This is a genomic window from Paenibacillus hubeiensis, from assembly GCF_032334105.1.
GTDB lineage: Bacteria > Bacillota > Bacilli > Paenibacillales > Paenibacillaceae > Paenibacillus > Paenibacillus hubeiensis.
The window spans coordinates 22,085-46,424 of the sequence record NZ_JAVYAE020000005.1 but is presented as its reverse complement, the minus strand read 5'-3'; the positions used below and the strand labels follow the sequence as shown (position 1 = coordinate 46,424).

At 53.0% G+C, this 24,340-nt stretch carries 19 protein-coding genes; 12 read left to right on the top strand and 7 right to left on the bottom strand.

Annotated elements, in window-relative coordinates:
• Positions 1-13: 13 nt before the first annotated feature.
• Together RSX24_RS15510 and RSX24_RS15505 are read left to right on the top strand one after the other, a co-directional pair.
• Positions 14-1,291, top strand: coding sequence for an amidohydrolase (locus tag RSX24_RS15510; protein WP_343261095.1), 1,278 nt, complete (start codon positions 14-16; stop codon positions 1,289-1,291).
• 536 nt (positions 1,292-1,827) lie between these two features.
• Positions 1,828-4,077 (top strand): carboxylesterase/lipase family protein, encoded by a 2,250-nt coding sequence (locus tag RSX24_RS15505; protein ID WP_343261094.1) that lies wholly within the window; start codon positions 1,828-1,830, stop codon positions 4,075-4,077.
• 207 nt (positions 4,078-4,284) lie between these two features.
• Here the strand turns inward: RSX24_RS15505 and RSX24_RS15500 are convergent, their stop codons facing one another.
• Together RSX24_RS15500 and RSX24_RS15495 are read right to left on the bottom strand one after the other, a co-directional pair.
• On the bottom strand, positions 4,285-5,871 hold the full coding sequence (locus RSX24_RS15500; protein ID WP_343261093.1) for a choice-of-anchor I domain-containing protein: 1,587 nt from the start codon (positions 5,869-5,871) through the stop codon (positions 4,285-4,287).
• A 117-nt stretch (positions 5,872-5,988) separates the two neighbouring features.
• Positions 5,989-6,552: a DUF1697 domain-containing protein gene (locus RSX24_RS15495; RefSeq protein WP_343261092.1), complete on the bottom strand. Its 564-nt coding sequence runs from the start codon at positions 6,550-6,552 to the stop codon at positions 5,989-5,991.
• 412 nt (positions 6,553-6,964) lie between these two features.
• Here RSX24_RS15495 and RSX24_RS15490 point away from each other — a divergent pair, with 412 nt between their 5' ends.
• Positions 6,965-8,596 (top strand): DUF1593 domain-containing protein, encoded by a 1,632-nt coding sequence (locus RSX24_RS15490; RefSeq protein WP_343261091.1) that lies wholly within the window; start codon positions 6,965-6,967, stop codon positions 8,594-8,596.
• A 64-nt stretch (positions 8,597-8,660) separates the two neighbouring features.
• Here the strand turns inward: RSX24_RS15490 and RSX24_RS15485 are convergent, their stop codons facing one another.
• Entirely contained in the window at positions 8,661-9,236 is a 576-nt protein-coding gene (locus RSX24_RS15485) for a TetR/AcrR family transcriptional regulator (RefSeq protein ID WP_343261090.1), read from the bottom strand.
• A complete protein-coding gene (locus RSX24_RS15480; protein ID WP_343261089.1) occupies positions 9,233-10,444 on the bottom strand; it encodes an MFS transporter in 1,212 nt (403 codons plus the stop codon). Before RSX24_RS15480 ends, RSX24_RS15485 begins: the two co-directional genes overlap by 4 nt.
• A gap of 265 nt (positions 10,445-10,709) precedes the next feature.
• On the opposite strand from RSX24_RS15480, the gene RSX24_RS15475 reads away from it, so the two are divergent.
• The gene (locus RSX24_RS15475) at positions 10,710-11,249 is read left to right on the top strand and encodes an SMI1/KNR4 family protein (protein ID WP_343261088.1); all 540 of its coding nucleotides are present in this window, start codon (positions 10,710-10,712) and stop codon (positions 11,247-11,249) included.
• A 58-nt stretch (positions 11,250-11,307) separates the two neighbouring features.
• A complete protein-coding gene (locus tag RSX24_RS15470; protein ID WP_343261087.1) occupies positions 11,308-11,973 on the top strand; it encodes a DUF2625 family protein in 666 nt (221 codons plus the stop codon).
• 118 nt (positions 11,974-12,091) lie between these two features.
• On the opposite strand, the gene RSX24_RS15465 is transcribed toward RSX24_RS15470, so the two are convergent.
• Complete coding sequence (locus RSX24_RS15465) at positions 12,092-13,432, bottom strand: MFS transporter (protein WP_343261086.1); 1,341 nt, start codon at positions 13,430-13,432, stop codon at positions 12,092-12,094.
• Between the two features lie 257 nt (positions 13,433-13,689).
• Here RSX24_RS15465 and RSX24_RS15460 point away from each other — a divergent pair, with 257 nt between their 5' ends.
• Entirely contained in the window at positions 13,690-14,079 is a 390-nt protein-coding gene (locus RSX24_RS15460; RefSeq protein WP_236415772.1) for a VOC family protein, read from the top strand.
• A gap of 72 nt (positions 14,080-14,151) precedes the next feature.
• On the opposite strand, the gene RSX24_RS15455 is transcribed toward RSX24_RS15460, so the two are convergent.
• Complete coding sequence (locus RSX24_RS15455; RefSeq protein ID WP_343261085.1) at positions 14,152-15,705, bottom strand: M56 family metallopeptidase; 1,554 nt, start codon at positions 15,703-15,705, stop codon at positions 14,152-14,154.
• Entirely contained in the window at positions 15,702-16,082 is a 381-nt protein-coding gene (locus RSX24_RS15450; protein WP_236415774.1) for a BlaI/MecI/CopY family transcriptional regulator, read from the bottom strand. Before RSX24_RS15450 ends, RSX24_RS15455 begins: the two co-directional genes overlap by 4 nt.
• Positions 16,083-16,355: 273 nt before the next feature.
• Here RSX24_RS15450 and hcp point away from each other — a divergent pair, with 273 nt between their 5' ends.
• From hcp to RSX24_RS15420, 6 genes are all read left to right on the top strand, one after another.
• Positions 16,356-17,648, top strand: coding sequence for a hydroxylamine reductase (gene hcp, locus RSX24_RS15445; RefSeq protein WP_343261084.1), 1,293 nt, complete (start codon positions 16,356-16,358; stop codon positions 17,646-17,648).
• 199 nt (positions 17,649-17,847) lie between these two features.
• Positions 17,848-19,254 (top strand): PTS transporter subunit EIIC, encoded by a 1,407-nt coding sequence (locus tag RSX24_RS15440; protein ID WP_236415776.1) that lies wholly within the window; start codon positions 17,848-17,850, stop codon positions 19,252-19,254.
• 172 nt (positions 19,255-19,426) lie between these two features.
• Positions 19,427-20,437: a LacI family DNA-binding transcriptional regulator gene (locus tag RSX24_RS15435; protein ID WP_236415778.1), complete on the top strand. Its 1,011-nt coding sequence runs from the start codon at positions 19,427-19,429 to the stop codon at positions 20,435-20,437.
• 304 nt (positions 20,438-20,741) lie between these two features.
• The gene (locus tag RSX24_RS15430; RefSeq protein ID WP_236415780.1) at positions 20,742-21,737 is read left to right on the top strand and encodes an ABC transporter permease; all 996 of its coding nucleotides are present in this window, start codon (positions 20,742-20,744) and stop codon (positions 21,735-21,737) included.
• A 29-nt stretch (positions 21,738-21,766) separates the two neighbouring features.
• Complete coding sequence (locus RSX24_RS15425) at positions 21,767-22,654, top strand: carbohydrate ABC transporter permease (RefSeq protein WP_236415782.1); 888 nt, start codon at positions 21,767-21,769, stop codon at positions 22,652-22,654.
• Positions 22,655-22,691: 37 nt separating this feature from the next.
• The gene (locus RSX24_RS15420; protein ID WP_438286843.1) at positions 22,692-24,323 is read left to right on the top strand and encodes a type 2 periplasmic-binding domain-containing protein; all 1,632 of its coding nucleotides are present in this window, start codon (positions 22,692-22,694) and stop codon (positions 24,321-24,323) included.
• Positions 24,324-24,340 lie beyond the last annotated feature (17 nt).

Below are 24,340 nucleotides of genomic sequence, written 5' to 3'. Positions count from 1 at the left end.
GGGGTAAAACCAAATGATGGACATTATTACGCTTCGTCGGGATTTGCACCAACATCCCGAACTGGGCTTCACCGAATTTCGCACGGCCACCAAAGTGGTGCAGCTATTGACGGAATGGGGGTATCAGGTCATCTATGGCAAAGATGCGATTGACGATGCATCGAGACGGGGCCTGCCCAAACCGGAGGTGTTGGAAGACGCGTACCAGCGTGCTCTAAGTGAAGGAGCGGAGCCGTCCATCGTGCAGCATATGCGCGGCGGCTTCACCGCGGTCGTGGCGGAGCTGGAGGGTGTACACGCAGGACCGACCACCGCGTTCCGCTTTGACATGGACGCCCTGCCGATCCGCGAAAGCGCCTCGGAACAGCATGTTCCGCAAGCGGGGGGGTTCCGCTCGCGGCATGAAGGGCTGATGCATGCCTGCGCGCATGACGGCCATACGGCGATCGGCCTTGCCTTGGCCGAACGGCTGCGCGACAGGCAGTTCGCAGGCAAAGTCCGCCTGTTGTTCCAACCTGCCGAGGAAGGGGTGCGCGGCGCTTACGCCATGGTCGAAAAAGGCATGCTGGAACAGGTGGACCGCCTGTTCTGCATGCACCTCGGCACCGATGTGCCGTCCGGCGAATTCCGCGGCGCGTCCGGCGGCTTCCTGGCCACGACCAAGCTGGAGGCGCGTTTCACCGGCGTGTCTTCCCATGCGGGAGCTTCCCCGGAAGAGGGCCGAAATGCGCTGCTTGGCGCGGCGACGGCCTTGCTGAACATTCATGCGCTGCCGCGTTTCAGCTCGGCGGATACCCGCATCAATGTCGGCATTTTGGAGGGCGGAACGGGAGCGAACATCATTCCCGAACAGGCGCGCATGGTCATTGAGACCCGCTCGACGAGCGATGAGACGAATCGCGAGCTGGAACGGCGCGTGCGCAACATCATCGAGAGCAGCGCGGCCATGCATGAACTGGAAGCAACGGTGGAGGTGATCGGCGGCGCCATTCCGATTCATTGCGATCTGGAGCTGGCCGAGCTGGCGGCGAAGGAAGCGGAGAGCATCGAAGGATTCCGCCGTGCTGTCGTCCTTGAAGACAGCGCTGCCCTGGGCAGCGAAGATGCAAGTTACATGATCCGACGTGTGCAGGAGCAAGGCGGCAAGGGAACGTACATGATCGTTGGCAGCGACCTGCCGGCACCGCATCATCATCCTTCTTTCGATATCGACGAGCGTGTTCTCATGCCGGCGGTCGAGCTGCTGGAGCGATTGGCGAGGTCTGCCGAAAGCGGAAACGGAAATCAGTAATGTACAGGCCGTCTATGCCGGAGAATATTCTCCGGACAAGGCGGCTTCCTGCTGGCCATTTTTTTGGGCGAAATATGAAATATGGTATTGATATCGCTTACATTGTGTGCTAACATCACGATAACAACAGGATTGTAACCGCTTATATTCGGGCAATACCTGTAGGTTACCGGCTTCCAATGATGAAGCATAACAGCTTCCAATGGGGATCGGGACAACGTATTGAAACTTCATTCACCTCATACCCAAGGGTTGTAACTGATTGCAGGCAAAACCTGGATTGAGGGCAGATCACGGCGCAAGATGCGACGATTTGCCTTTGATTCGGGTTTTTTTAGTATCGTTTGCCTGGAGGTACAATTCAAAGCACCCATCGCAGCCGAAATTCGCAGGAAAGGAGAAGGGGCATCAGGCTTACAAGGGCAGATAGAGAGATCACAGACGAACCTTGGAATGCTTCATAGGGACAGCCGTTTTTGACTTAAGCAATGGTGACAGCACATCACACATGATCCGACAGCGAGGAGATTTTGCACATGAGAAAAATGAAAAAAATGAAACGCACGATGGCCATCGCCAGCATTTTGGGATTATGCGTATCCGGTTTGCCTGCCTATGCGGCCGAAACTTCCGGAGCGGCTTCCGCTTCGTCCGCGGCCATCGACAAACTGATCCAATCCCAGCTGATCCGTGGCAGCGGACAGGGGGTTACCGCAGCGTATTTGAATAAAAAAGCAACCCGCATTCAGGCCGCAGTCATGTACTTGCGTTTATCCGGACTGGAGAAGGAAGCGCTCTCTTATCAAGGCACGGATACATACGATGATGCGCAGCTTGCGGGCAAAGTGTTGCAGCCGGTCGTCGGATATCTCAAACTTCATCCATATTTGCAGCAAGGAGCAACGGACAACCGATTTGAGCCGTCCGCGCCGATTACGGCAGAAGGGTATGCGTTCATGCTGCTGAAAGCGCTTGGATACGAAGAAGGCACGGATTACGAAACAGGCGGGGCGGCCGCGTTTGCTGTCGGCAAAGGCATGGCGGCGCTGGGGCAAGCCGGCGAGTTGACCAACCGCCAGTTGGCGGAGGCCACCGCGCAGGCGCTGCAGGCCCAGCTCAAGAACGGCAGAGGCACCTTGGAACAAAGCTGGAAAAACAGCGCCGAACCCAAGGCGTTCACGCCGCAAACGCTGCAGCAGACCAAGTACGGCCCGATCGACGGCGTGGCATACGAGCAATACGGCACCCTCGGCTGGTTGGGCGTTCCTTACGCGGCACCGCCGGTAGGCGAATTACGCTGGAAAGCACCGGTTGATCCGGAGGCATGGACGGAAACGAGATCGGCGAAGGAGTTTGCGGAGAAAAGCCTGCAGCTGTCCGGTACCAAGACGGTGGGCAGCGAGGATTCGCTGTATCTGAACATCTGGCGTCCGAATACGACGAGCTCCAAGCTTCCGGTCATGGTATTCGTGCATGGGGGCGGCAATATGACCGGGTCCACCAAGGAGTTCCAGGGCGAGCAATTGGCCCGCAAAACGAACAGCATCATCATTTCGGTGGAGTACCGCCTCGGTGCGCTCGGATTTTTCAAAAACGCTGCGCTGGAGACCGGTGACGCCCTCGACGATTCGGGCAACTTCGGTCTGCTGGATACCCTTCAAGCCTTGAAATGGGTCCAGGAAAATATTAAAAGCTTCGGCGGCGACGCGGATAACGTTACGCTCGCCGGACAGTCGGCAGGCGCGCGCGACGTGCTCGCGGCCATGATTTCGCCGCTGGGCGAGGGGCTGTTCCAGAAGGTCGCGGCATTCAGCGGCGGTTTGACGACGGCAGCGCCGGAAGAGGGCGAGAAGAAGTCCGGCGACGTGCTGGAGAAGCTGCTCGTGGATGAAGGCAAGGCGGCGACTGCCGAAGAGGCGAAAGCGTGGATCGCCAAGCAGTCCAAGGAAGAACTGGCAGCTTATCTGCGCGGCTTGCCTGCGGATAAGCTGGTGAGCGCATTCGGCGGCACGGCCATCCGCATGGAGCCGTTCCCGCATCTGTTCCGTGACGGGACGGTGATTCCGAAGCAGGGCTTCGACGCGATCGGCAGCGGGGATTATGCCAAAGTGCCCGTCCTGCTGGGCAGCCTGGAAACCGAGTTTTCCGGCTTTGCCTTCGGCGATCCGAACTTCTCCCCGGCGATCAATGACGGCACGTTGTTTACGGACAAAACGAAAGCCGAGCAGTATGCCGCAGCGCTCAAATACGGCAGCGAGGCCTATGCGGGCTTCAACGCGGAGCGCGTAGCCGAACGATTGACCAAGCTTTCCGGGCAACCGTCCGTATACGCATACCGCTTTGCATGGGGCACGCAGCCTGGCGTCATTTCCGACAAGCTCCGAACGCTGCTCGGCGCGCCGCACGGAGCGGACATGGACTTCTACACCGGCCGCGCAGACGGCATTGCGTCCTACTTCCCGGAAGGTTACTTCACGGACGCCAACAAGCCGGGCCGCGAAGCGTTGTCCGATGCGATGGCGGCGTACCTGAAACAATTCCTGTACACGGGTCATCCAGGCAATGGCGGCAGCAATGAGCTCGCGGCATGGACGCCGTGGACGAAGGATGCGACGGCACCAATCATGCGTTTTGATGCAAACAACGAAGAGACCGAAATCGGCATGTCCTCCCAATACAATCTGGATAAAGCAGCCGTCCGTGCCAAAATGAAAAAGGAATTGTCAGAGGAAACGTTCAAGCTGCTCGACGAAAAAGTGTTCAACGGTCGTTTCTTCTGGGAATGAACGAAAGGGGCATTACATTTACGAACGAAAGAGTCTGATCAACAAGGACATTTCGAAATAGCTAGGGAGCTGCCCCTGAGCAGCTTCCTCACAAAGAAGAAGGAGTGAATCTCCCTTTGACAATGATGTCACGGGAATTCGCTCCTTCTTGGTTACTCATGTGTTGTTATGCCGATGAGGTCACTGCTCTATGGCCTGTGAGGCCGTTTACTTTTTCTCGTAAAAGCTGATCGTTCCCGTGCTTTCGTCCGCGCTGACGAACAGACTGCGGCCATTCACGCGATGAATGCCTTCAGGGGATTCGCCGGCCGCCCGGATCAGTCCGAGATAATCCGGGTTCGCAGGGTCTGCCAGATCGAAGAAAAGGATTGCATCGGCACGTTCGGACGCAACGGCGGCATAGGTACGGCCGTCCACCGTGGATACGGTCAGGTTTTCCACCTCGCTGCCTTTGTTCGGACTGCGATCATCCGGGTACAGGCCTGCTTTGGCCGTCGCTTCATCGATCAGGTTTTGGCTGTCATAGACGCGTTTCCCTTGCAGATCCCAGACGCTGATGCCGCGTCCGCCCGCCTTCACGCCGTCATCGAATTCGTTTTTGCCCAGATCTCCTTCATTGGCGGTAAGGATATACTTTCCGTCTGGCGTAAACGCGACGCCGTCCGGTTCATAACGTGCAGTGAGGCTGTCCGTAAATTGTACGATGCCGTCATCCTTCAGGTCTGCCGCGTGAGACGTCGTGCCGAGAGCAAAAATGGTGCTCAGCGTTTTGGTTTGCAGATCAACGATGGCCACGGCATTGTTTTCTTGCAGGGTGATGGCCGCGGTTTTGCTGTCAGGGCTAATCGCAACGTATTCGGGCTGCGGATCATGCGGATAGGCTGCGCCTTTCACATCTTCCAGGGATACGGGCACATTCGTGACTTTGCCTTCCAGCGGATTGCCCCCAGCAAACGAAACGATCATGATGCTGCCAGGCCGTTTGGCGTTGGCGTAATCGATTTCGTCTGTGGCTTTGTTGATCTCCTCGTCTTCGATGGCGATGACGGCATGTTGTCCGTCCGGCGAAAGCGCGATGGAATCCGGACCGATGCCGAGCTCGTACGTTTTGACGGTACGGTAGCTGTCAAGGTCAACAACGGCCAAAATGCCTTTGTTCGCTTCGGTGTCCGTATCGCCGGTTCGAACGACCGCCAGTCCGTATTTGCCGTCTTTGGATACCGTAACGCTCGTCACTTCAGTCTTTGGCGAGAGGTCATGGAAACTCACGGTTTGCAGTACGCTCACTTGGCCCAGATCCGAGATGTCCAATACGGAGATGCTGCCTTCATCCGCTTCGGTTACCAGCAAACGCTGTCCATCAGGGGTGGAAGCTGCGATTTCGGCTTTGCCGCTCGGCATTTGAAACGATGCTGCGAGTTCGAAGCCGGTGTTGTTTTGGGCCGCGATCACCTGCTTCTGGATCTGCTTCAATGTATTTGGAGAAACGTAAGTGGTTCCGTTTTGAAGATACGCCTTGCTGTCCAGAGCCAATGTTGAACCATTGATGGTGATGGAATCCGAGCCGACCGGGAGCTGTGCGCGGACGCCGTCCATCCGGATCTCGACGCTGCGGCTGCTGCTGTCCCAGGTAACGGCACCCTGCATGTTCTGAATAGCCGTACGCAAAATGACATGATCGCTAGTGGCTTCAGACGTGCCGGATGCATGAGTGTGTGGTGCATAAGCTGCCGTGCCCGCAGCCAGAATGGCTGACATGGACATCATGGCCAGCCAAGGCGTCTTCTTTTTCAAATGGACCGATCCCCTTTAACGTTTGTGTGGAAATATGATAGTGATGTTTATCATGTTAACGAGGAAACGTTAAAAGCAGGTAAAATGAAAGGGCGCGTTGTGTTAAATCAGTGAAAGTTAATTCTTTTTCTCGTCGATCGCTTGCATCAGCTTGTAAATTTGTCGCGTCGTATTGACGTTTCGGACCGTAATGAATTTGTAGAGCTTGGAGCCGACGAGTTTGTTCATGCCGCTTTTGGCGGCATCTTCCCTGCTGACGGAATATAATACGGCTCCCGAAACGTAGATCAGCGTCCCGATTCCGGGTTTGATGGGCAGCCTGTCCAACACCGAAACATCATTGATTTCGTCCCAGAGGAACAGAACGTCGCTTTTGCTCTGGTCACCATTGCTCCAGTCCTCCGGAAGTGCCTTGATGACCACTTCGACTTCATGGATGTTCCGCACGATGACCGGGATTTGCAAGCCAAAATCGTCCGCAATCGCTTGTTCAAGCTGGAGGGAGATTTCGGCATGGGCGTTGGCTCGTTCGCGATGATCGACAAAGATGATGTTACCGGAGTTGATGTAGGTCACCACGTCGGTGAAGCCTGATTTTTCAAACGTCTCTTTCAGTTGTTTCATGTTGATTTTGTTGTTGCCCCCGACATTGATGCCCCGAAGCAATGCAACATAGATCATAAATGGTTCCTCCTCTGCGACAATGAATGGACCGGTATGCCTTTTATCTTAGATTCTACATGCACAGTATACCAAATGGGAGGATTTCCCGAGAAAACAGAACAAGCAGCACGATTCCGGCCGGCATGCTGCAGCCGCTTTTTGAATGAATGCCATCCATCGTTATTCGCAATGACGAACTAAATTTACATTGGTAACGTTTACATTTGTACAGAAATGTGTTACAGTCATATTCATACGAAGGATTGTGACTGCTAGCGCAGGCAAAACCTGATTATCACGTGCACGGACTCTGTCCGCATGCATAGATACTCGGGTTTTTTTGTTTTTTTTTGGCCGATATTAAAAGAAAGGCTGTAAGAAAAACCCTTCGGCACCACACATCAGGTCGAACGCAGAAAGGGAGAAGAGGATGAAGAAACCAATGTGGCTCAGGACATTGATCACATGCTGCATCTGCACGTTGGTCATTAGCGGATGCGCCTCCAAAACGCCGCAGGCGGGCAATGAGGCACCGAGCCCGTCAGCGCAGCAAGAGCAAAATGAAGACAAGGGAACAACGGATCAAACGACGGCAGCTAAAGCGAGGACGGTCATTACGACCGACGGCGAAGTCGATGATATGAACTCGGTCATTCGCTTCCTGCTGTACTCCAATGAAATGGACCTGGCAGGCATCGTGCTGACCAGCTCGGTGTACCACTACGCCGGAGATCCGGATGCGGGAATCAAGCCATTCCGCTGGACGGGCACGCAGTGGGTGTACGACATGATTGATGCCTATGGCGAAATCTACCCCAACCTGATCAAACATGCGGACGGTTATCCTAAACCGGAAGATCTGCGCGTCATGACGAAAATCGGGAACATCTCCAACAAAGGCGAAATGGAAAAAGAAACCGAAGGCTCCGAATTTCTGAAAACATTGTTCCTCGACGACGATCAGCGTGATCTGTACGTGCAAACGTGGGGTGGGACCAATACGACGGCCCGTGCGCTCAAATCGATTGAGGATCAATATAAAGGCACGGACGAGTGGGATGACATTCGCAAAAAAGTCAGCGACAAACTGGTGCTCTACATCATTCTTGACCAGGATGACAGCTATAACGATTACATCGCCAAAAGCTGGCCGGACATCCGCATCCTGAACGATCAATCGAACTTCTGGCACTTCGCTTATGCATGGAAAATGCATGCCGAGGAAGTCAATGGCAAGCTGCACGGCGACTGGATGAAAGAAAACCTGTTGACCGGGCATGGCAAGCTGTTGGACATGTATGCAACGATGGCCGACGGCAAAATGATCGAAGGCGAGCTGCCTGAAGAGCAGCGCGGAGATCCGGAGTATATCAAGAAGAACCCGCAGTATGCAAAATACGACTTTATTTCCGAAGGGGACTCCCCGTCCTTCTTCTATTTGATCGATAACGGCCTGCGCAGCATGGAGGATCCTTCCTACGGCGGCTGGGGCGGACGCTTCGGCGTCGTGAATGACAAGCTGTTCCGCAACAACGTGCTGGATTACGATCCGTACACCAAACGTTACGAAGCGGAATATTCCCTGATGAGATGGTTTGACGACATTCAGGATGACTTTGCCGCACGTGCCGATTGGGCCGCTGCAGACACGTTCGAAGGCGCAAACCATAATCCGGCGCTGACCGTCAAGGAAGGCATCGACTTGAAAGCAAGCCCTGGCGAACAGGTGACGCTGCATGCGGAAGGTACGGACCCGGATGGGGACCAACTTACGTATACATGGTGGAGATACGCCGAAGCCGATACGTATCAGGATTCCCCGGTGGAGAACAAGGTCGTGGAAGAGAAAGCCGGTGACCTGCTGCTGGGCTTGCATCGCGAGGTCGGCAAAGACGAGAAAATCGACACGATCGAGTTGCAAGGCAGCGACACCGACACGGTTACCTTTACCGTGCCCCAAGATGCCAAGGCAGGCGATACGATCCATATCGTAGCCGAGGTTCAGGATAACGGCAAACATCAGTTGAAACGGTACCAACGCGTCATTCTGACGGTTAAATAATAATCGTTAGTTGGCAGCGCAAACGACAAAGAAGCCTTTCCCTAGGGAGAAGGCTCTTTGTCGTTCAGGAGGAAAGGCTCCGCTGGATGCCGGTCCAGAACACGTTCCAGGCGATGGCGAGTGCCTGTTCGAAGGATTGCCGCGTTTCGTACACGAGCTGAACGTCAAGGCCGTCCATCAGCGTGACAAAAGCGACGGTCGCTTCCTCGGGACTCAGGCGAATGTCAGGGTGCTGCACGAACACGCCAGCAAGTTCTTCCTTGAGTGTGCGCAGATAGGTTCGGTACTGAGCCAGCACGAAGTCATGGACTTCCAAGGGCGTAATGAAAGACAGAATGTACATAAAAGCCACGTTGGGATGCGTGAGGAAACGATTTTTATGCTCCTGCAAAAACGAGTGCAGCTGCTGTTCCAGGGTCTGCCCTGCCGATTGAGCGAAAAACTCGCGCACGAACTGCTGCTCTTCCTGTACCACTTCCTCGTAAATTTCCACAAGCAGCGCTTTTTTGGATGCAAAATGGTAGGAAAGGGATTGTTTGCGAATCCCGGTTTCCTCGGCAATCTGGGCCATTTTGGTGCCCTCGTACCCGAAGCGGATAAAATGTTGTATGGCAATATCCTTGATTCGTTGTTTGCTCAAATGTCTGCCTCCAGTGAATGATGGGTCGTTTGGCGCCGTCTTCGGGCGTACATGACGTACAGCAAGATGTACACCACGAAGATGCCTATGGCTATATCATACACCAACGTATAAGAAAATGCAGATGCCAACATACCCAGTACGAGCGAGCCGCCGCCGATGCCGAGATCGAAAAAGTTGAAAAACGATGCCATGGCATTTTCATGCTCATGCTCTTCCACCAAATTTACGCACCACGTCTGGATCGCGGGGAAAATGGCTCCAAACCCGAAGCCGTACAACGCGCCGGCGACGAGGAAGTGCACGTCATTTTGCGCGATGGTCAGCACCGACAATCCCGCGATGGCGAAGACGGCTGATGGCACGAGCACGGAGCCGGGCCCCAGCCGGTCAAACATTTTGCCGGAAAACAGCCGGACGACAAAGCTGGCGATGGCGATGACGAAGAAAAACCAGGCGACCTGCGTAAAGCCTTTTTCTTCAGCGAACAACGCGACAAACGACATGATCGAACCTGCCGCAATACCGACCAGCATGATGAGAATGGAGGGGAACAGCACCTTTTTTTCGATGAGTTTGACGGCTGTATGAGGCGTCTCCGACGTTTGAGAATCATTTTGCTGCACCGGTTTTCGGGATACAAACACGGTCATGAGCAGCGCCAGCAGCAAAATGCACATGCCGCCCATAAACAGGCTTTGGTAGTTGAATTGCAGCAGCAGGCTCGTTCCGAGCAAGGGGCCGACGGAAATGGCCACCGTCTCGCCGACGCCGAAGTAACCCATGCCTTCACCCCGGCGCTGCTTGGGAATGTTCTCGGTGGCAATGGTTGCGAAGTATGTTGTCGCGAGTCCGAAGCCAAAACCATGAATGACCCGGAGCAGCAAAATCATGCCGATGCCTGACGCGAGGTAGTATGAACCGGTAACCAGCGCACAGATGGCGATGCCTGCGATGAGCAGCATTTTTTTATTCCATTTGGTTGCCAGGATTGCGGTGAAAGGGCGGACCAGAATTGCCGAAAACATGAAGATGCCTGTGACGAGTCCGATCTGCGATGCGTCACCACCCAGGCTTGATACGAACAGCGGTAAGGTAGGGAGCAGCATTTCGAAGGCCATGAACAGCAGGGCGTTGGCCAGCATGATGAAAATGAACGATTTTCCCCATAATCGTGCATTCGTTTTGTTATGAGTCAGGGTAACCATGTTTAATCCTCCGTCTTTTTTATTGTTGTCGCGCGACATGATTTATTGATATTACCTGACGATGGTCAGATTGTAAAGGGTGTGAACAGACTTTTTGCTTTTTCTTACGGGACGAACGGAAAGATGGACAGGGTTTGAACGGGGAAAAAGGCCGTGATATGCTCATAGTCGGAATGGTAAAAAAGGGAAAGAACGAATGGCGGCCCAAGATGCATGCTGCGTTTTCTTGGTGCATGCCAAATGTGCAGGAGAAGGAGGGACGAGCATGTGGAGTGATGTATTTGAACATGAGTGGTCCAGGCAGCCGGGGGCGTCGAAGGCAGAGCTCGAGCAATTTTTGGGACAGTGGAATGCCCGGCTGAACGAAGAGGAGGTCGGAGAGATTCGGGCAGGGCGGGAGAAGCTTTTGGCGAGCATGCCCGCGCTGCATGTCCATGGAGGACGGCCTGATCCGGCGGATTGGTCGTTCCCCGAGAGGATGCTGCCGGAAAGTTATATCGAACTGCTGCTGTTCTCCAATGGCGGCGAGTTTCAGAACGGGGAGCGTTACTTTCAGCTTTTTGGCACGGCGGATTTCAGGGAAATGAACCTGGCATACGAACTGCCGGAGTATATGCCGGGTGCCGTATCCTTTGCCTTGGACGGAAACGGCAATCACTACATGTTCGATATGCGGTCAGCGGCGGTTAAGGGGGAATACCCCATTTTGATGGCCCATTCGGGCAATTTGAGTTACGAAGATGGCGTGCAGGTTGCGACCTCGCTGCCTGAGCTGTGCCGCAGCAAACAGGCGATTGACCTGTGACTTATATTGTACATGAACGTCATCAACGCAAGTTTTGACGCATGAAAGGAGTTTTATGATGGATGCATTGAATGCGGATCAGCTATATGATCGGGAACATCACGCCTGGGAGGAATTGCGGGAGCTGCTGGACAGCGGCGAGAATGCATGGAACTACGTCCCTGCACGGCGCGAAGCGGCAGAAGAAACGCTTGTGCGGCTGCAAGTCAGCACCCGTTCTTATTTGGGGACTGTAGCGTATGAGACCGGGGGAATGCGATTCGACCATGGCTGGATCACGTTGCTTGGTTCCGGAGGCGAAGGCAGCTACGGCAGCCTGACATTCTGGAACGGATTGGACGAGCAGTCTACCGTTCCGGCGTTACCGGGCGTGTTGGTGGTGGCTTATGATGCGGCAGGCGGATTTTTTGCGCTCGATACGGGCAGGTTCGGACGCACCGGTCATATCTATTATTTTGCGCCGGACACGATGGAATGGGAATCGACGGAGCTGGCCTATTCAGGGTTCATCAATTGGCTGGCCAACGGAAATTTGCAGCAGTTTTACGAGATGTTTCGTTGGAATGACTGGCAGGATACGATGGGGCAGCTCCGGCCAGGCGAAGTATTTGCCTATTATCCGCCGCTTTGGTCGAAAGAGGGTGGAGGCGAGAATAGCACCAAAGCTCCTGTTTCCGTCACGGAGGCATGGAAAACCGCTTTGTCCGCGAAACCGTCTCCGTGATTATTATTTAATATGAAAATGGGAAAAGGCCCGCTGTTGAAGCGGACCTTTTTTGCTATATGCGGCATGACCGGTGTTGATGCATTCGATTTTCTGGATCGCGCCTTATAGGGAGGTGTCAGTTTGCAGCTGCGGATGCTGCTGAATTACTGCGCGTAGAGCGAGCGTAGAGAAGCACCAGCGTGAGCGAAATCAGGCAAACGAGCAGCAGGCAGCCGTACACGTAAGGATAGGCTTCTTTCACCGGGACCCCCGGAAAGCTGTGCAGCAGCAGCCCGCAGACAGCCACGGAGAGAGAGCCGCCGAAAAACTGGATCAATTGCAGAAGACCCATGCCGGCACCGATCCGCGCTTTGGGCAGCACCCGTGAAGCCTCGTTGTTCATTGAGGCGATGGAGGCCGACAATGCAGGGGAGAAAAACAAGTAACCCACGGTGATGATCAAGGCCGAATATTTCAACCCGAATACGTATAAAAGCAATACACTGGCAAGCAATATATGGCCGATGATCAGGAAGCGCATGTTTCCGAAACGATCAATCCAGCGGCCGACAAACCGCGCCAGGAATGTCGCAACGATCGCTCCTGGTGCAATCAGCAGTCCAATCGCCAGCGACGAGCGTCCGAACAGGTCGGCAAGCACAAGCGGCATCAGGAACAGATTGCCCAGATTGACGATCAGCACGCAAAAGCCGATGATCAGCAGACGCGAATAACCTTTGGTCGCAAACACCTCACGATTGATGAACGAGCCGTTTGCTTTGCGGATATAAGCAATATGCACGGCGAGCGAAACCAGGCCGATGAGCAGCCAGATCAACGACTGCTGCGTCACGGCCACAAGCACCGTCGTGGCGTTCACTACGGTAAGTGCTGCACCGGTGATATCGAACGATTTTTCGGCCCGAATCGTTTCTCGCGGCAAAAAACGCAGCAAAAACGGCAAGGCCGCAAGCACCAGCACGGTAATCGCAAACAGTCCGTTCCAGCCCAAGTATTCACTGACAAGTCCGCCGACGATCGGGCCAAGTCCGAAGGCCATGGCGCTCCCGGACGAAATCATCGCGATGGCGGCGCCCCTGCGCTCCACCGGAACATAACGGCTCGCGATGACCAAACCCAGTCCGGCCATGACTCCGGCTCCTGCCGATTGCAGGATGCGCGTGATCAATAACAGGGTGAAATTGTGGGCGAACAGTCCCAGGACGGATGAACAACCGAGGATGATCAGTCCAACCGTAACCAGTTTGCGTACAGGCACATGGTCGGAGAGTCGGCTGAAAATAACGGTAGAGAGCGCATAGCCGATAGAATAACTCGAAATAACCCACGACCCAAGATCCGAGGTGATGTGCAGATCCTGAATGATCACGGGCAGGGAAACGTTAAACATGGTAGTGTTCATGACCACGATGAAGAGGCAGCATGTCCATAGCGGCATGACGATTTTGTCTTTCATTGGATCCTTCCTGTCTGTTTTTCTATAGTATGTTCGCAAAGGCAGCCTATGAATCAAACGAACCTGCAGGCTGCCGCGATTCTAATAATTCATTGTAACCTTGAAATTTATATATGGCAATAATGTCATAATTAAAATGCAGGCTGATAAAGATGGTTCATAATCATGTTTGGCATGGACGCTGTCCCGGACAGGTATATACGATGGAGGGGCGGTATATTTACGAAATGGAAGTATTACATAAAGGAGAAATGAAAATGAGTCACGATTTGTTGATGTCGCATTCGGTTTTTCCGACAACCGATATCAAACGTACTGCAGCATTTTATGTGCAAAAACTCGGTTTCCGGGCCTATGAATATTTGCATACAGAGGAGCCGCATATTTGCTTGTACCGGGATGCTACCGAGGTCATTTTGACCATGTCAAACGGGCAAAGGGTGATTCCGAACAGGGAGTTATATGGCTATGGGTATGACGCTTATTTTATCACCCGTAATCAGGAAGCTCTGCAGCATGAATTCAAACAAGCCGATGTCCGCATTGTTCGGGAGTTGAGGCAAACCGATTATGCGAACCGCGATTTTGTCGTCGAGGACATTGACGGCAGATGGATTGCCTTTGGCATAAAGCTGCTCGATAAATGATCGTTGGAACGAAAAAAAGCGCCGCAGTAGCGCTTAATCGTTGTGGATGCAAGGTGCTCGCTCGTTGTGCTGTTAAGAGCCATCTGCGATAAATTGGATGATCTTCCCGTCCAAAAAAACAACCCGCGTATTCGCATCTGTTATATTGGTCTGGACCTGATACGGGCCGTTCTCCAGCATATTGTCGATGACGCGATGCACCGAAATATCCGCTTGTTTAGCGTAGCCCTGCTTCTTCAAAGCTTGCTCGTATTGATGCATCAGCGCAGCTTCCAAGCGATCCTGGGACAAATCGATTCCGATCGAAGCGTTCTCGAACTTGCCTGTCTCATCGTTTACCCACAGCGACGTCATTCCGGTTCCATCGCCTTCGAACTCGAGAAACCATTGGTTCGAATTCGGAACATGCTCTGCTCTCTTTAATGGCAGCGCCATGCCAAGATCGGTCATCACCTCACGGATGGTGTCTTCAACCTGGCCGCGAATGGCGGGGTCAACCGTCTTAAGAAGAGGCGCATTCGCTTGTTCCATTTCGGCGAGCTCTCTCATCAAGGCAGGGTTTGCCTCTTCAGCTCTGGCGTTTGTGAGCGACACGGAAACTAACAGCAGAATAAGGACGAATCCGGCAGCGGTCCACTTTATTGAATGTTTTTTAAATGTTGCAATCATCGTAACTCTCCTCTTCAGTTGGGGTAGTTTCGGCGAAAACTTGGTGGCAGCCAGCAGTGGCACAGGACGCGAAACGTTGCGCTCAAGCAGTTTAACGATGGTGTAGCCGTAGTCCTGTACTTCGCCCGCGCCGATATGTGAGATGGCCGCCGCATCGCACGACAGCTCTTGATCTTCCCGCATTTTACGATAGGCATACCAAAGAATCGGGTTAAACCACTGTACAAGGAGCAATGCGGTCATCATCACATTGGCTGCGATGTCTTTGCGTTTCAAGTGCACCAGCTCATGCAGGAAGATATAACGCAATTCCTTGGAGCCAAACGTCTCAGGGCTATGGGCGGGCAGCAAAATTCGGGGGCGCACGAGTCCGTACAAACTCGGCCCGTCCACCTCGGCCGAAACAAGAAGCGGAACGCGGCGTCTGATTCCCAGTTCGTCTTTGCATCGGTCCAGCAGCCGGACGAGATCGGACTCGGCGGGCATAGGTTGCGCCTTTCCAAGTCGTCGTCCATAATCCCGATTCGCCTTGAGCATGGTTCCGAGAAGGGCGAGTGAGCCGGCTGCCCATAGGATGAACATGACGAGATCCAGCGTTGGAATTCCAATGTTTGAAGGGATCTCGGATGCGTCGTTCGCTTCTCTATTCGGCGGCGACAATGTCTGCATGGGCGGCAGTCCTCCGGATATGTCCTGCACGGGATTCATAATCGCTACGGGAGTTTGCCGTTCCAAGAACGGGAACATGTTATACATGCTCATACCGCTCTCAGGTGCCCAAGGAAGGATCATTCTTGCCATCAACACAAACCACATCCCGTATTGCCATTTGATCGGCAAACGATGCTTCAGCACCATTCGGATCGCCAAAATAAGAATGGCCATCACGGTTGCCATGAACGAGGTCTCAATGACCCACTTTACAAAGGAGGGTATCCACGCAGCGATGGCATTCATGATGAGCCCTTCCTCTCGTCGAGGATCCGCTTCAACTCTTCGATTTCCTCGCGGGACAGCTTCTCCTCTTTGAGAAATTGGACTAGCATCGGCTTTATGGCCCCTCCGTACAGTCGCTCAAGGAATGAATGGCTCTCTGCCCGCTGACACTCCTCTTCACTGACCAGCGGATAATAGAGGTAACTCTTTCCCTCCTGTTCGAATCCGATCACTTCCTTCTTGAGCAAGCGGCTGATCAAGGTTTTCACGGTGGCCGGCTTCCAAGATGATTCAGGGTTGAGTCGTTCAATGACTTCCTGGGCGGATGCAGGAGACCTGCTCCATAACACCTTCATCACTTCCCATTCCGCTTCCGAAATACGAGGGAGTTTCTTCATGGATGATCATCCTTCTTTCTTCGATTACATATGTAATCAATTGTCGCTAGTGAATAGATTACACATGTAATCGTTAATTGTCAACGAGGGCATTGACCCTCTGGCATAAAGCTGCTCAATAAATGATCGTTGGAACGAAAAAAGCGTCCCGGCTGATCTTGGGAACGGCATGGAAAATGATTGGTAAATGTGTGCGCCGTCACACTTGCCCGAATCGTGGTCTGTTACGCTGAATGGGAAAAAAACAGACTGATCATGCATGGAGGGAATGTTATGTTTTGTTACCAGTGCGAGCAGACACCAACGGGCGGCTGCAAGGTGATCGGGGTGTGCGGCAAAGACGAGACGATTGCCAGCCTGCAGGATACGATGATCTTTGCGTTGAAGGGAATCGCAGCATATGCCACGCATGCCAGACAGCTGGGTTATGAAGACCCCGAGGTAAACCGTGTTACGCATGAAGCGTTATATATGACGTTAACGAACTCGAATTTCAACGTGCAGGAACATCTGGACATGGCAATGAGGGTAGGGAATGCGGCCATACGTATTATGGATGTGCTGGATCGCGCCCATACGGACCGTTTCGGCATCCCGCAGCCGATTACCGTCAGCCAGAACCGGATCGAAGGACAGTGCATCGTCGTGACAGGGCACAATCTATATGCGCTGGAAGAATTGCTGCGCCAGACGGAAGGAACAGGCATCAACATTTATACCCATTCGGAGATGCTGCCGGCGCACGGTTATCCCGCGCTCAAGAAATATGCCCATTTGAAAGGCAACATCGGCAAAGCATGGTATGACCAGCGCAGGCTGTTCGAGCAGTTCCCGGGCGCCATTCTGGCCACCACGAACTGCGTTATGCCAATCAAGGGCAGTTACGCGGACCGCTTCTTCTCCTACGAGGTTGCCGGACTGGAGGGCGTGACCAAAATCGTGAATGACGACTTCGCGCCGCTGATCGAGCGTGCTTTGTCCTTGCCTGCGGCTGATGTACCATCGGAGCAGGTATTGACGACAGGATATCACCACGAAACGGTCATCGGTCTGGCTCCCGAAATCATTCAAGCGGTTAAAGACGGGCATATTCGCCGCTTCTTCGTCATTGCAGGCTGCGATGCGCCGGGCAAAGGCGGAAACTATTATCGGGAACTGGCAACGAGCCTGCCGAACGATACGGTGATTTTGACGACCTCTTGCGGCAAGTTCCGCTTCAACGACGTGGATTACGGGACGGTTGGCGACACAGGCATTCCGCGTTATATCGATCTGGGACAATGCAACAATTCCGGTTCGACGGTCAAAATCGCGCTTGCCCTCGCCGATGCCTTCGGCTGCACCGTGAACGAGCTGCCGGTCAGCATCGTATTGTCCTGGTTCGAGCAAAAAGCCGTGGCCATTTTGCTGGGACTGTTCAGCCTGGGCATTCAGGATATCCGGATCGGACCGAAGCCGCCGGAATTCATCTCGCAAGGCGTGCTCGACGTGCTCGTCGACATGTTTGGACTTAAACTGATAACGACAGCAAAGGAAGACATGAACGCCATGTTGGCATTGTCGTAGTCGGTTTTCACCCGTTGGAACAGAGTTGTATGTTTGCCATCTTGGGCAAATGTACAGCTCTTTTTTTCTGAATATATGCGAATACACATAAAAGGGAAATTAGTTTATATTGCCTATTGAAGTTTTTTTGTGGAAATGTGTATATAGAATAGTAGCTTCACAAAACTCGGTTTTACCGCAGCATAAGGAGATTGTACATATGAATGACAGAGTACTGATGGACTCCGTTTTACGACTCGCAGGAGGAATGGAGAACATCAAGCAAGTCAAGCACGAGAACGGCAAAACCGTTGTAGAGTTAAAGCGTAGTAGCGACATGAATCTGTCGGCGATGGATGTCGCCGAGATGGAGGCAGAGATTCACGCAAGCAAAAGCGGCGCACAGATGGTACTTCGGGACGAGGCATCAGATGGATATCAAGCTTTGTCGGCATTCCTGGGTATCGAAGGGGAGGATCATGCAAACGCCATTGGGTCGCAAGAAGCGGGGCGAACGGGAAAAAGAAGGAAACCTTTTTCGATCATGCATTTTGTTTCCGACGTATTCAGGCCTTTAATGCCTGCTCTTTTGGGAGTGCTCTTGATCAAGTTCGTGCTTTTGACGTTTGTGTTACTGGATACGCTTGATGTGACGGATATTGTGGATATGAATAGCACGGTATACATCGTATTTAGCAGCATAGCGGACGCTTTGATTTATTTTTTGCCTGTGTTGGTCGCGTTCAGTACGGCTCGGAGGATGAACAGCAATCCATACGCAGCGGCTGGCATTGGTGTTTTTACTTTGTATCCAACCGTGGCAGGAGTGATGAGCGGGGAGCAGGCATTCAGTCTGTTTGGCGTTGATCTTGTCCCGGTGTCATCATTCTATACGGCCCCTCTGTGGGTCATTCTGGCGGTAGTGGGCGCTGCATGGATCGAACGAGCGTTGGGGCGCGTATTGCCGAAGGGGCTTCAAGGCGTTTTGCCCGCCGCGCTGGCGTTACTGGTGATGATCCCGGTCATGCTGCTTGTGTTAGGTCCCATTGGCATGTATGCGCAGAACCATTTGACGGAAACCATCACTTCGATGATGGATAAGACTCCAGTGCTCACGATCGTTCTTGTCGGTGCGTTCTACGCGTTGTTGATGCTGCTGGGGATGCAATTTGTTGTTGTTCCGATTTTGATCAGTGAGTTGGTCACGAATGGTTCCATGATGTTATTGCCGGCTTTCACGGTGGCTGTGATGGGACAGGCTGGAGCGGCCATGGCCGCTGCATTGCGCGAGCGCAAGTCTGATCACAGGAGGCTTGCCTACTGGGCTGCTGGCACAGCGCTGATTGGTTTTATCGAACCCGCGATGTATGCCGTAAACATGAGGCGGCGAGCCGCTTTTGTTTCGGCCCTTGCGGGAGGCGCGGTTGGCGGCTTGTACATGGGACTGCTGAAGGTAAAGACGTTTGCGCTGGGCAGTACGCTCGGGCTGCTTGAACTCCCTTTGTGGATCGAAGAAGGCAGCCTGAATTTGCTGCAAGGGCTCGTCGGCATGGCGCTTGCCTTTGTTTCGGCCGGTGCATTGGCTTTCTGGCTGCTGGGCAGGAACGTTCAACCTCGAAATAAGTAATAAAAGAAGGGCTGCTCCAGATGAGATAAGATCATTTGGTGCAGCCTTTTTCATTTTTGCGAGAGAGTTTTCCTGAAAAAAAATCGATGTGCACGAAAAAAAGGATTGCCATGAAAACGCTTGTATAGTATATTCATTCCATAAAAACGTTTTTATAAAAAGGAAGTCGCAGATGAGAAAGGTAACGATCAAAGATGTAGCAAAGGAAGCCGGCGTGTCCATCTCTACGGTCTCCAATGCGCTTAATGGCGTGGACGTGCTGAATCCCGAGACCAAATCGCATATTCTCGACGTGGCGAAACGGTTGAATTATGTACCGAACATCAACGGCAAGCTGCTGAAATCCGGCAAATCGAAAATGCTCGGCTTTTTCACGACCAGTGTGTCGGGGCCATATTTCTATACGCTCGTCGAGACGATGTCCCGCGAATGCGACCGCCATGGATACGGGCTGAACATCTTCGTAACGAAGGATAAGCAGGTCATCATGAGCAACATATTGGGCGGACGCGTGGATGGAGTCATCGTGTACGAGGAGATGCGGGTGAATGAAAACGACATTGCCGTCATGGAGCAAAACCGGGTCAAGGCCATGTTCCTGGACCGCGAAATCCAGAGCGAATCGATGGGCAGCATCATCTTCGATTCCTATGTCGATGCGTATGAGGCCACGAAATATTTGATCAGCCTCGGGCACAAAAAAATCGCCTACATTTCCGGCGTTGAAACGATGTTCGACAGCGAGCAGCGGAAGGCCGGTTACTTGGATGCCTTGCGCGATTACAATCTGCCGCAGGATGAGGATTACATTTTGCAGGGATACTTCGAGGAAGAAAGCTCGTACGGCGCAGTCAAATCATTCGTTAACGTGCATGCCGGCAAGCTGCCGGACGCGTTCCTCGCAGGCAATGACTTGAGCGCCATCGGAGCGATGCGTGCGCTGAAGTCGCTTGGCTACGACATTCCGGGAGACGTCAGCGTCGTTGGATTCGACGATATCGACATTGCACAGTATTTCACGCCTCCGCTCACAACGGTACGCAACCAAATTGCAAGACAAGGGATGCTCGTCGTGAACGATCTGATTCGTATGATCGAGAAAGACGAGAAAGGCCGTCATGAAAAGCTGCCGGGCGAGCTGGTCGTGCGCAATTCCACGCAGATCAAGATGGCACGGGAGTAACCCTCGCGATAAGAGGGCCTCCTTTGGCAAAATGGTAAACGCTTTCATGGCAGGGATAAGGAAATGATATAAACCGCAAAAAAGATGCACACGTTAACGGAGAGGCAGAACAATCTGGAGAAGCGAAGCGTTCTAAAAGCTTTCTGAAAGAAAGCTGCTTCGGAAGCATAGGCTTATCACCGGATTTTCCCTTTGAAAAAGGGGATTTGAAAAAAATCTGGGGATAAATTTTTTTGCTCAAAAATAAAAACGTTTTTATTATTTGGGCGAATTTTATAAAAACGAATAAAAAGGGGCGAGACACATGAGCAAACCAGCGGCGGCTACGTCGGCTGAGGCAGCGGGCGCAATGGTGCGGCCGCCGGGCAAAAAGCCTGTCGTGCAGCGTGCCAAGGCATTTTGCACGGATTTCATCAGGCAGTGGGAGCTTCAATCCATGATTTTGCCTGGCGTCATTTTCATGATCGTATTCAATTTTATCCCGATCTACGGTCTGACCATTGCTTTCAAAAATTATACGGTCATCGATACGATCGACAGCGCGCCTTGGGTAGGGCTGGATAACTTCAGGATCATCCTGACCGATCCGTATTTCTGGGATTCGGTCGTCAATACGCTGGGCATCAGCTTTCTGAAGCTGGCCATCGGCTTCGTGGTGCCGATCATTCTGGCGATCATGATTTACGAGGTCAGCGGGAGCCGTTTCAAAAAAATCGTGCAGACGATATCGTATCTTCCGCATTTTCTGTCCTGGATCGTGCTTGGCGGCATGCTGATCACCTGGGTGTCGACGACCGGCCTCTTCAACCAGATCCTGTTGTCCTTAGGCCTCATCAGCCAGCCGCAAAATATTTTGCTTGACCCGAGCAAATATTGGTGGATCGCGGTTCTCTCCGACATTTGGAAGGAGGCGGGCTGGGGCACGATTCTGTACCTCGCGGTGATGGCTAAAATCGACCCGACGTATTACGAAGCGGCCAAAATCGACGGAGCGAACCGGATGCGTCAAATCTGGAACATTACGATTCCGAACATGAAGATGATCATCAGCCTGAATCTGATCCTGACCGTCAGCGGCTTGTTGGGTTCTAACCTCGATCAGACGCTCGTGCTGATGAACTCCCAGAACAGGGAAAAGGCGGAGGTCATCAATTCTTACGTGTACCGCATGGGGATGACGCAGGGAGACTTTTCCTACGCGACTGCAGTCGGTCTTGGCGTATCGATCGTTTCGGTCATTCTGCTCGTCACCGCCAACAAAATAACAAGCAAGCTTAACGACAATCAATCCGTTCTGTAAAGCGGAGAGCGATAAAAGGAGGGAAATCCGTGAGTTCAAAAGCAATCAAGGGCGATACCGACAGCCGAATTTTTAACGCGGTGAATGTCGTGCTGCTCGTCATCACGATGATCGCGATTGTGGTTCCGCTATGGAACGTCATCGTTTCATCATTCGCTTCCAGCAGAGCGCTGGCAGAGGGAGGGTACATCTTCTGGCCCTCCGAGCTGTCCCTGGAAAACTATCGGGCCGTGTTCCGGGATTCCTCCATATGGCAGGCCTTCTTCATCTCGATCTCCAAAACGGTCATCGGCGTTGTGACCCATGTTTTCTTCTGTGCGATGGTGGCGTACGGCCTCAGCAAACGATACGTGCGGGGGCGCAAAGTGTACGTTTCCATGGGCGTCATTACGATGTTTTTCTCAGGCGGCATGATTCCGACCTATTTGCTGATCAAGGACCTGGGCATGCTGGACAGCTTCTGGGTGTACATCATTCCTGCCCTGCTAAGTTACTACGACGTGATCATTCTGATGAATTTTTTCAGAGGGGTGCCCGATTCGCTGGAGGAGTCGGCAAAGATTGACGGTGCGGGGGATTGGCGCATTTTCCTCAGCCTGTTCATTCCGTTATCGATGCCGGCCATGGCGACGATTGCACTATTTAACGGGGTTGGCCAATGGAACGACTTTATGACGACGAAGCTGTATGTCACGAGCGAAGCATTGTATCCGCTGCAGATGAAGCTGTACGAGATCATCGTTCAGTCGCAAACGCAATCGATGCAAAATGTGGCGGGGTCTGTTGTGATCGAAACGGCGACCAAGGGTGTGCAGCTGGCAACCATCGTGATCACGACATTGCCGATCGTCATTATTTATCCGCTGCTGCAAAAGTACTTTATCTCCGGCATGATGCTTGGTGCTGTCAAAGAGTAAGCGCTTTATATCCAAAAGGAGGGAATGTTATATGTCCATGAAAATGCAACGCAAAAGATCGAAAAGGATTACCCTGACCGCTGTTCTAATGGCTGTTATGCTCGTTGCCAGCGCCTGCGGAGGGGGGAGCGGCTCCAAGGGAGATAACTGGGTATCCATTGAAGGGCGCTACACGCCGGATGCAAGTACACCTGCCTGGAAGCTGGATACCAAGGAGGAACCGACGCAGCTTACCTGGTATGTCAACGCGGACTGGTGGAACACGGATTACGGCAAAGACGTCGTTACGAAAAAAATCAAGGAAGACCTGAACCTGGACATCAAGTTCATTACCGGAGACGACACAAAGTTGAACACGTTTTTTGCAGGCGGAGAGATGCCGGATCTTATCACGACGTTCGGCATCAACTCCCCGGTTGTGCAAAAAGCTTCCTCATGGGCGCTTCCGTTGAACGATCTGGCGGAAAAGTACGATCCGTATTTTAACACCGTCGCCGCCCAGGATACGCTCAAATGGTTCCAGCTGTCCGACGGCAAAACGTATGGATATCCGAATTACTCCAATACGCAGGCGGATTACAACGATGGCACGATCCCGGCCAAAACGGCGTTCATCATTCGCAAGGACGTCTATGAGGCGCTTGGTCGTCCCGACTTCGGCACGCCGGAGGAATTCCGTTCTGCCATGCAGCAGATCAAGGAACGGTTTCCAGAGCTGATCCCGTTCGGGTTCAACTCGATCGGCGAAGGCACCGGGTCCCTCGGCGACGTGCTGCAGGATTTTATCGGCGTTCCGCTGGAGGACGGCAATGGCGGTTTCTACAACCGCAACCTGGACGACGATTATTTGGCATGGCTCCGGACGCTGAACCAGGTTCACCGGGACGGGAACATCAGCGACGACAGCTTTGCGGATGACGGCACTGCATTCGAAGAGAAGGTCAAGTCCGGCAAATACGCGACGATTCTGCTGGACGGCACGCCGCAGCAGGGGGGCAACCTGCAAATTTTCATGTCGGCTAATCCGGACAAGGCATATATGGCCGTGGACGGGCCGCAAAGCACGGCGGGCAACGAGCCCAAGCTGAACCAATCCGGGATCTCCGGCTGGATGGTGAGTTTTATCACCAAACAAAATGCCGATCCGGCCAAATCGATGCAGTTGTTCACGTACCTGCTGAGCGAGGAAGGACAGATGCTCATGAACTACGGCATCGAAGGCGAGACCTATGTGAAGAATGCGGATGGTTCGGTTCAGTTCACGCCGGAAATCAAGGAGCTGCAGCAGACCAATGCGGACAAATTCAAAAAGGAGTATCGCATGGGCGAATTCATGTTCTTCGGGCACGACAAACACAAAGCCTTTAGCGAAGACGCCTTCCCGGAATCGATCAAGCAAATGCAGCAATGGGGCGAGGGCAAATTGGTACCTCACTTTATTCTGGAAAACATCGACCCGGATCAGGGCACGCCGGAAGCTCGCGGACTGACCGCGATCAACACCAAATGGAACAGCACGATGGTCAGCATGATCCGGGCCAAGGATGATGCGCAGTTCGAGGCCATTCTGAACGATTACAAGCAGTTTTTGGACAGCAACGGTTGGAGCAAAATCGTGGACATTCGCAGTGAAAAAATGAAAGCCAACAAGGAAAAGCTCGGTCTGTAACCGGGGACAGGAGGCGT

What these genes read in the sequence shown, in the direction of transcription:
- RSX24_RS15510 (WP_343261095.1), top strand. Translation starts at nt 14, where the DNA reads ATGATGGACATTATTACGCTTCGTCGGGATTTGCACCAACATCCCGAA.
- RSX24_RS15460 (WP_236415772.1), top strand. Translation starts at nt 13,690, where the DNA reads ATGAGTCACGATTTGTTGATGTCGCATTCGGTTTTTCCGACAACCGAT.
- RSX24_RS15475 (WP_343261088.1), top strand. Translation starts at nt 10,710, where the DNA reads ATGTGGAGTGATGTATTTGAACATGAGTGGTCCAGGCAGCCGGGGGCG.
- RSX24_RS15455 (WP_343261085.1), bottom strand. Translation starts at nt 15,705, where the DNA reads ATGAATGCCATCGCTGCGTGGATACCCTCCTTTGTAAAGTGGGTCATT.
- RSX24_RS15430 (WP_236415780.1), top strand. Translation starts at nt 20,742, where the DNA reads ATGAGCAAACCAGCGGCGGCTACGTCGGCTGAGGCAGCGGGCGCAATG.
- RSX24_RS15440 (WP_236415776.1), top strand. Translation starts at nt 17,848, where the DNA reads ATGAATGACAGAGTACTGATGGACTCCGTTTTACGACTCGCAGGAGGA.
- RSX24_RS15420 (WP_438286843.1), top strand. Translation starts at nt 22,692, where the DNA reads ATGAAAATGCAACGCAAAAGATCGAAAAGGATTACCCTGACCGCTGTT.
- RSX24_RS15470 (WP_343261087.1), top strand. Translation starts at nt 11,308, where the DNA reads ATGGATGCATTGAATGCGGATCAGCTATATGATCGGGAACATCACGCC.
- hcp (WP_343261084.1), top strand. Translation starts at nt 16,356, where the DNA reads ATGTTTTGTTACCAGTGCGAGCAGACACCAACGGGCGGCTGCAAGGTG.
- RSX24_RS15480 (WP_343261089.1), bottom strand. Translation starts at nt 10,444, where the DNA reads ATGGTTACCCTGACTCATAACAAAACGAATGCACGATTATGGGGAAAA.
- RSX24_RS15490 (WP_343261091.1), top strand. Translation starts at nt 6,965, where the DNA reads ATGAAGAAACCAATGTGGCTCAGGACATTGATCACATGCTGCATCTGC.
- RSX24_RS15450 (WP_236415774.1), bottom strand. Translation starts at nt 16,082, where the DNA reads ATGAAGAAACTCCCTCGTATTTCGGAAGCGGAATGGGAAGTGATGAAG.
- RSX24_RS15505 (WP_343261094.1), top strand. Translation starts at nt 1,828, where the DNA reads ATGAGAAAAATGAAAAAAATGAAACGCACGATGGCCATCGCCAGCATT.
- RSX24_RS15465 (WP_343261086.1), bottom strand. Translation starts at nt 13,432, where the DNA reads ATGAAAGACAAAATCGTCATGCCGCTATGGACATGCTGCCTCTTCATC.
- RSX24_RS15495 (WP_343261092.1), bottom strand. Translation starts at nt 6,552, where the DNA reads ATGATCTATGTTGCATTGCTTCGGGGCATCAATGTCGGGGGCAACAAC.
- RSX24_RS15435 (WP_236415778.1), top strand. Translation starts at nt 19,427, where the DNA reads ATGAGAAAGGTAACGATCAAAGATGTAGCAAAGGAAGCCGGCGTGTCC.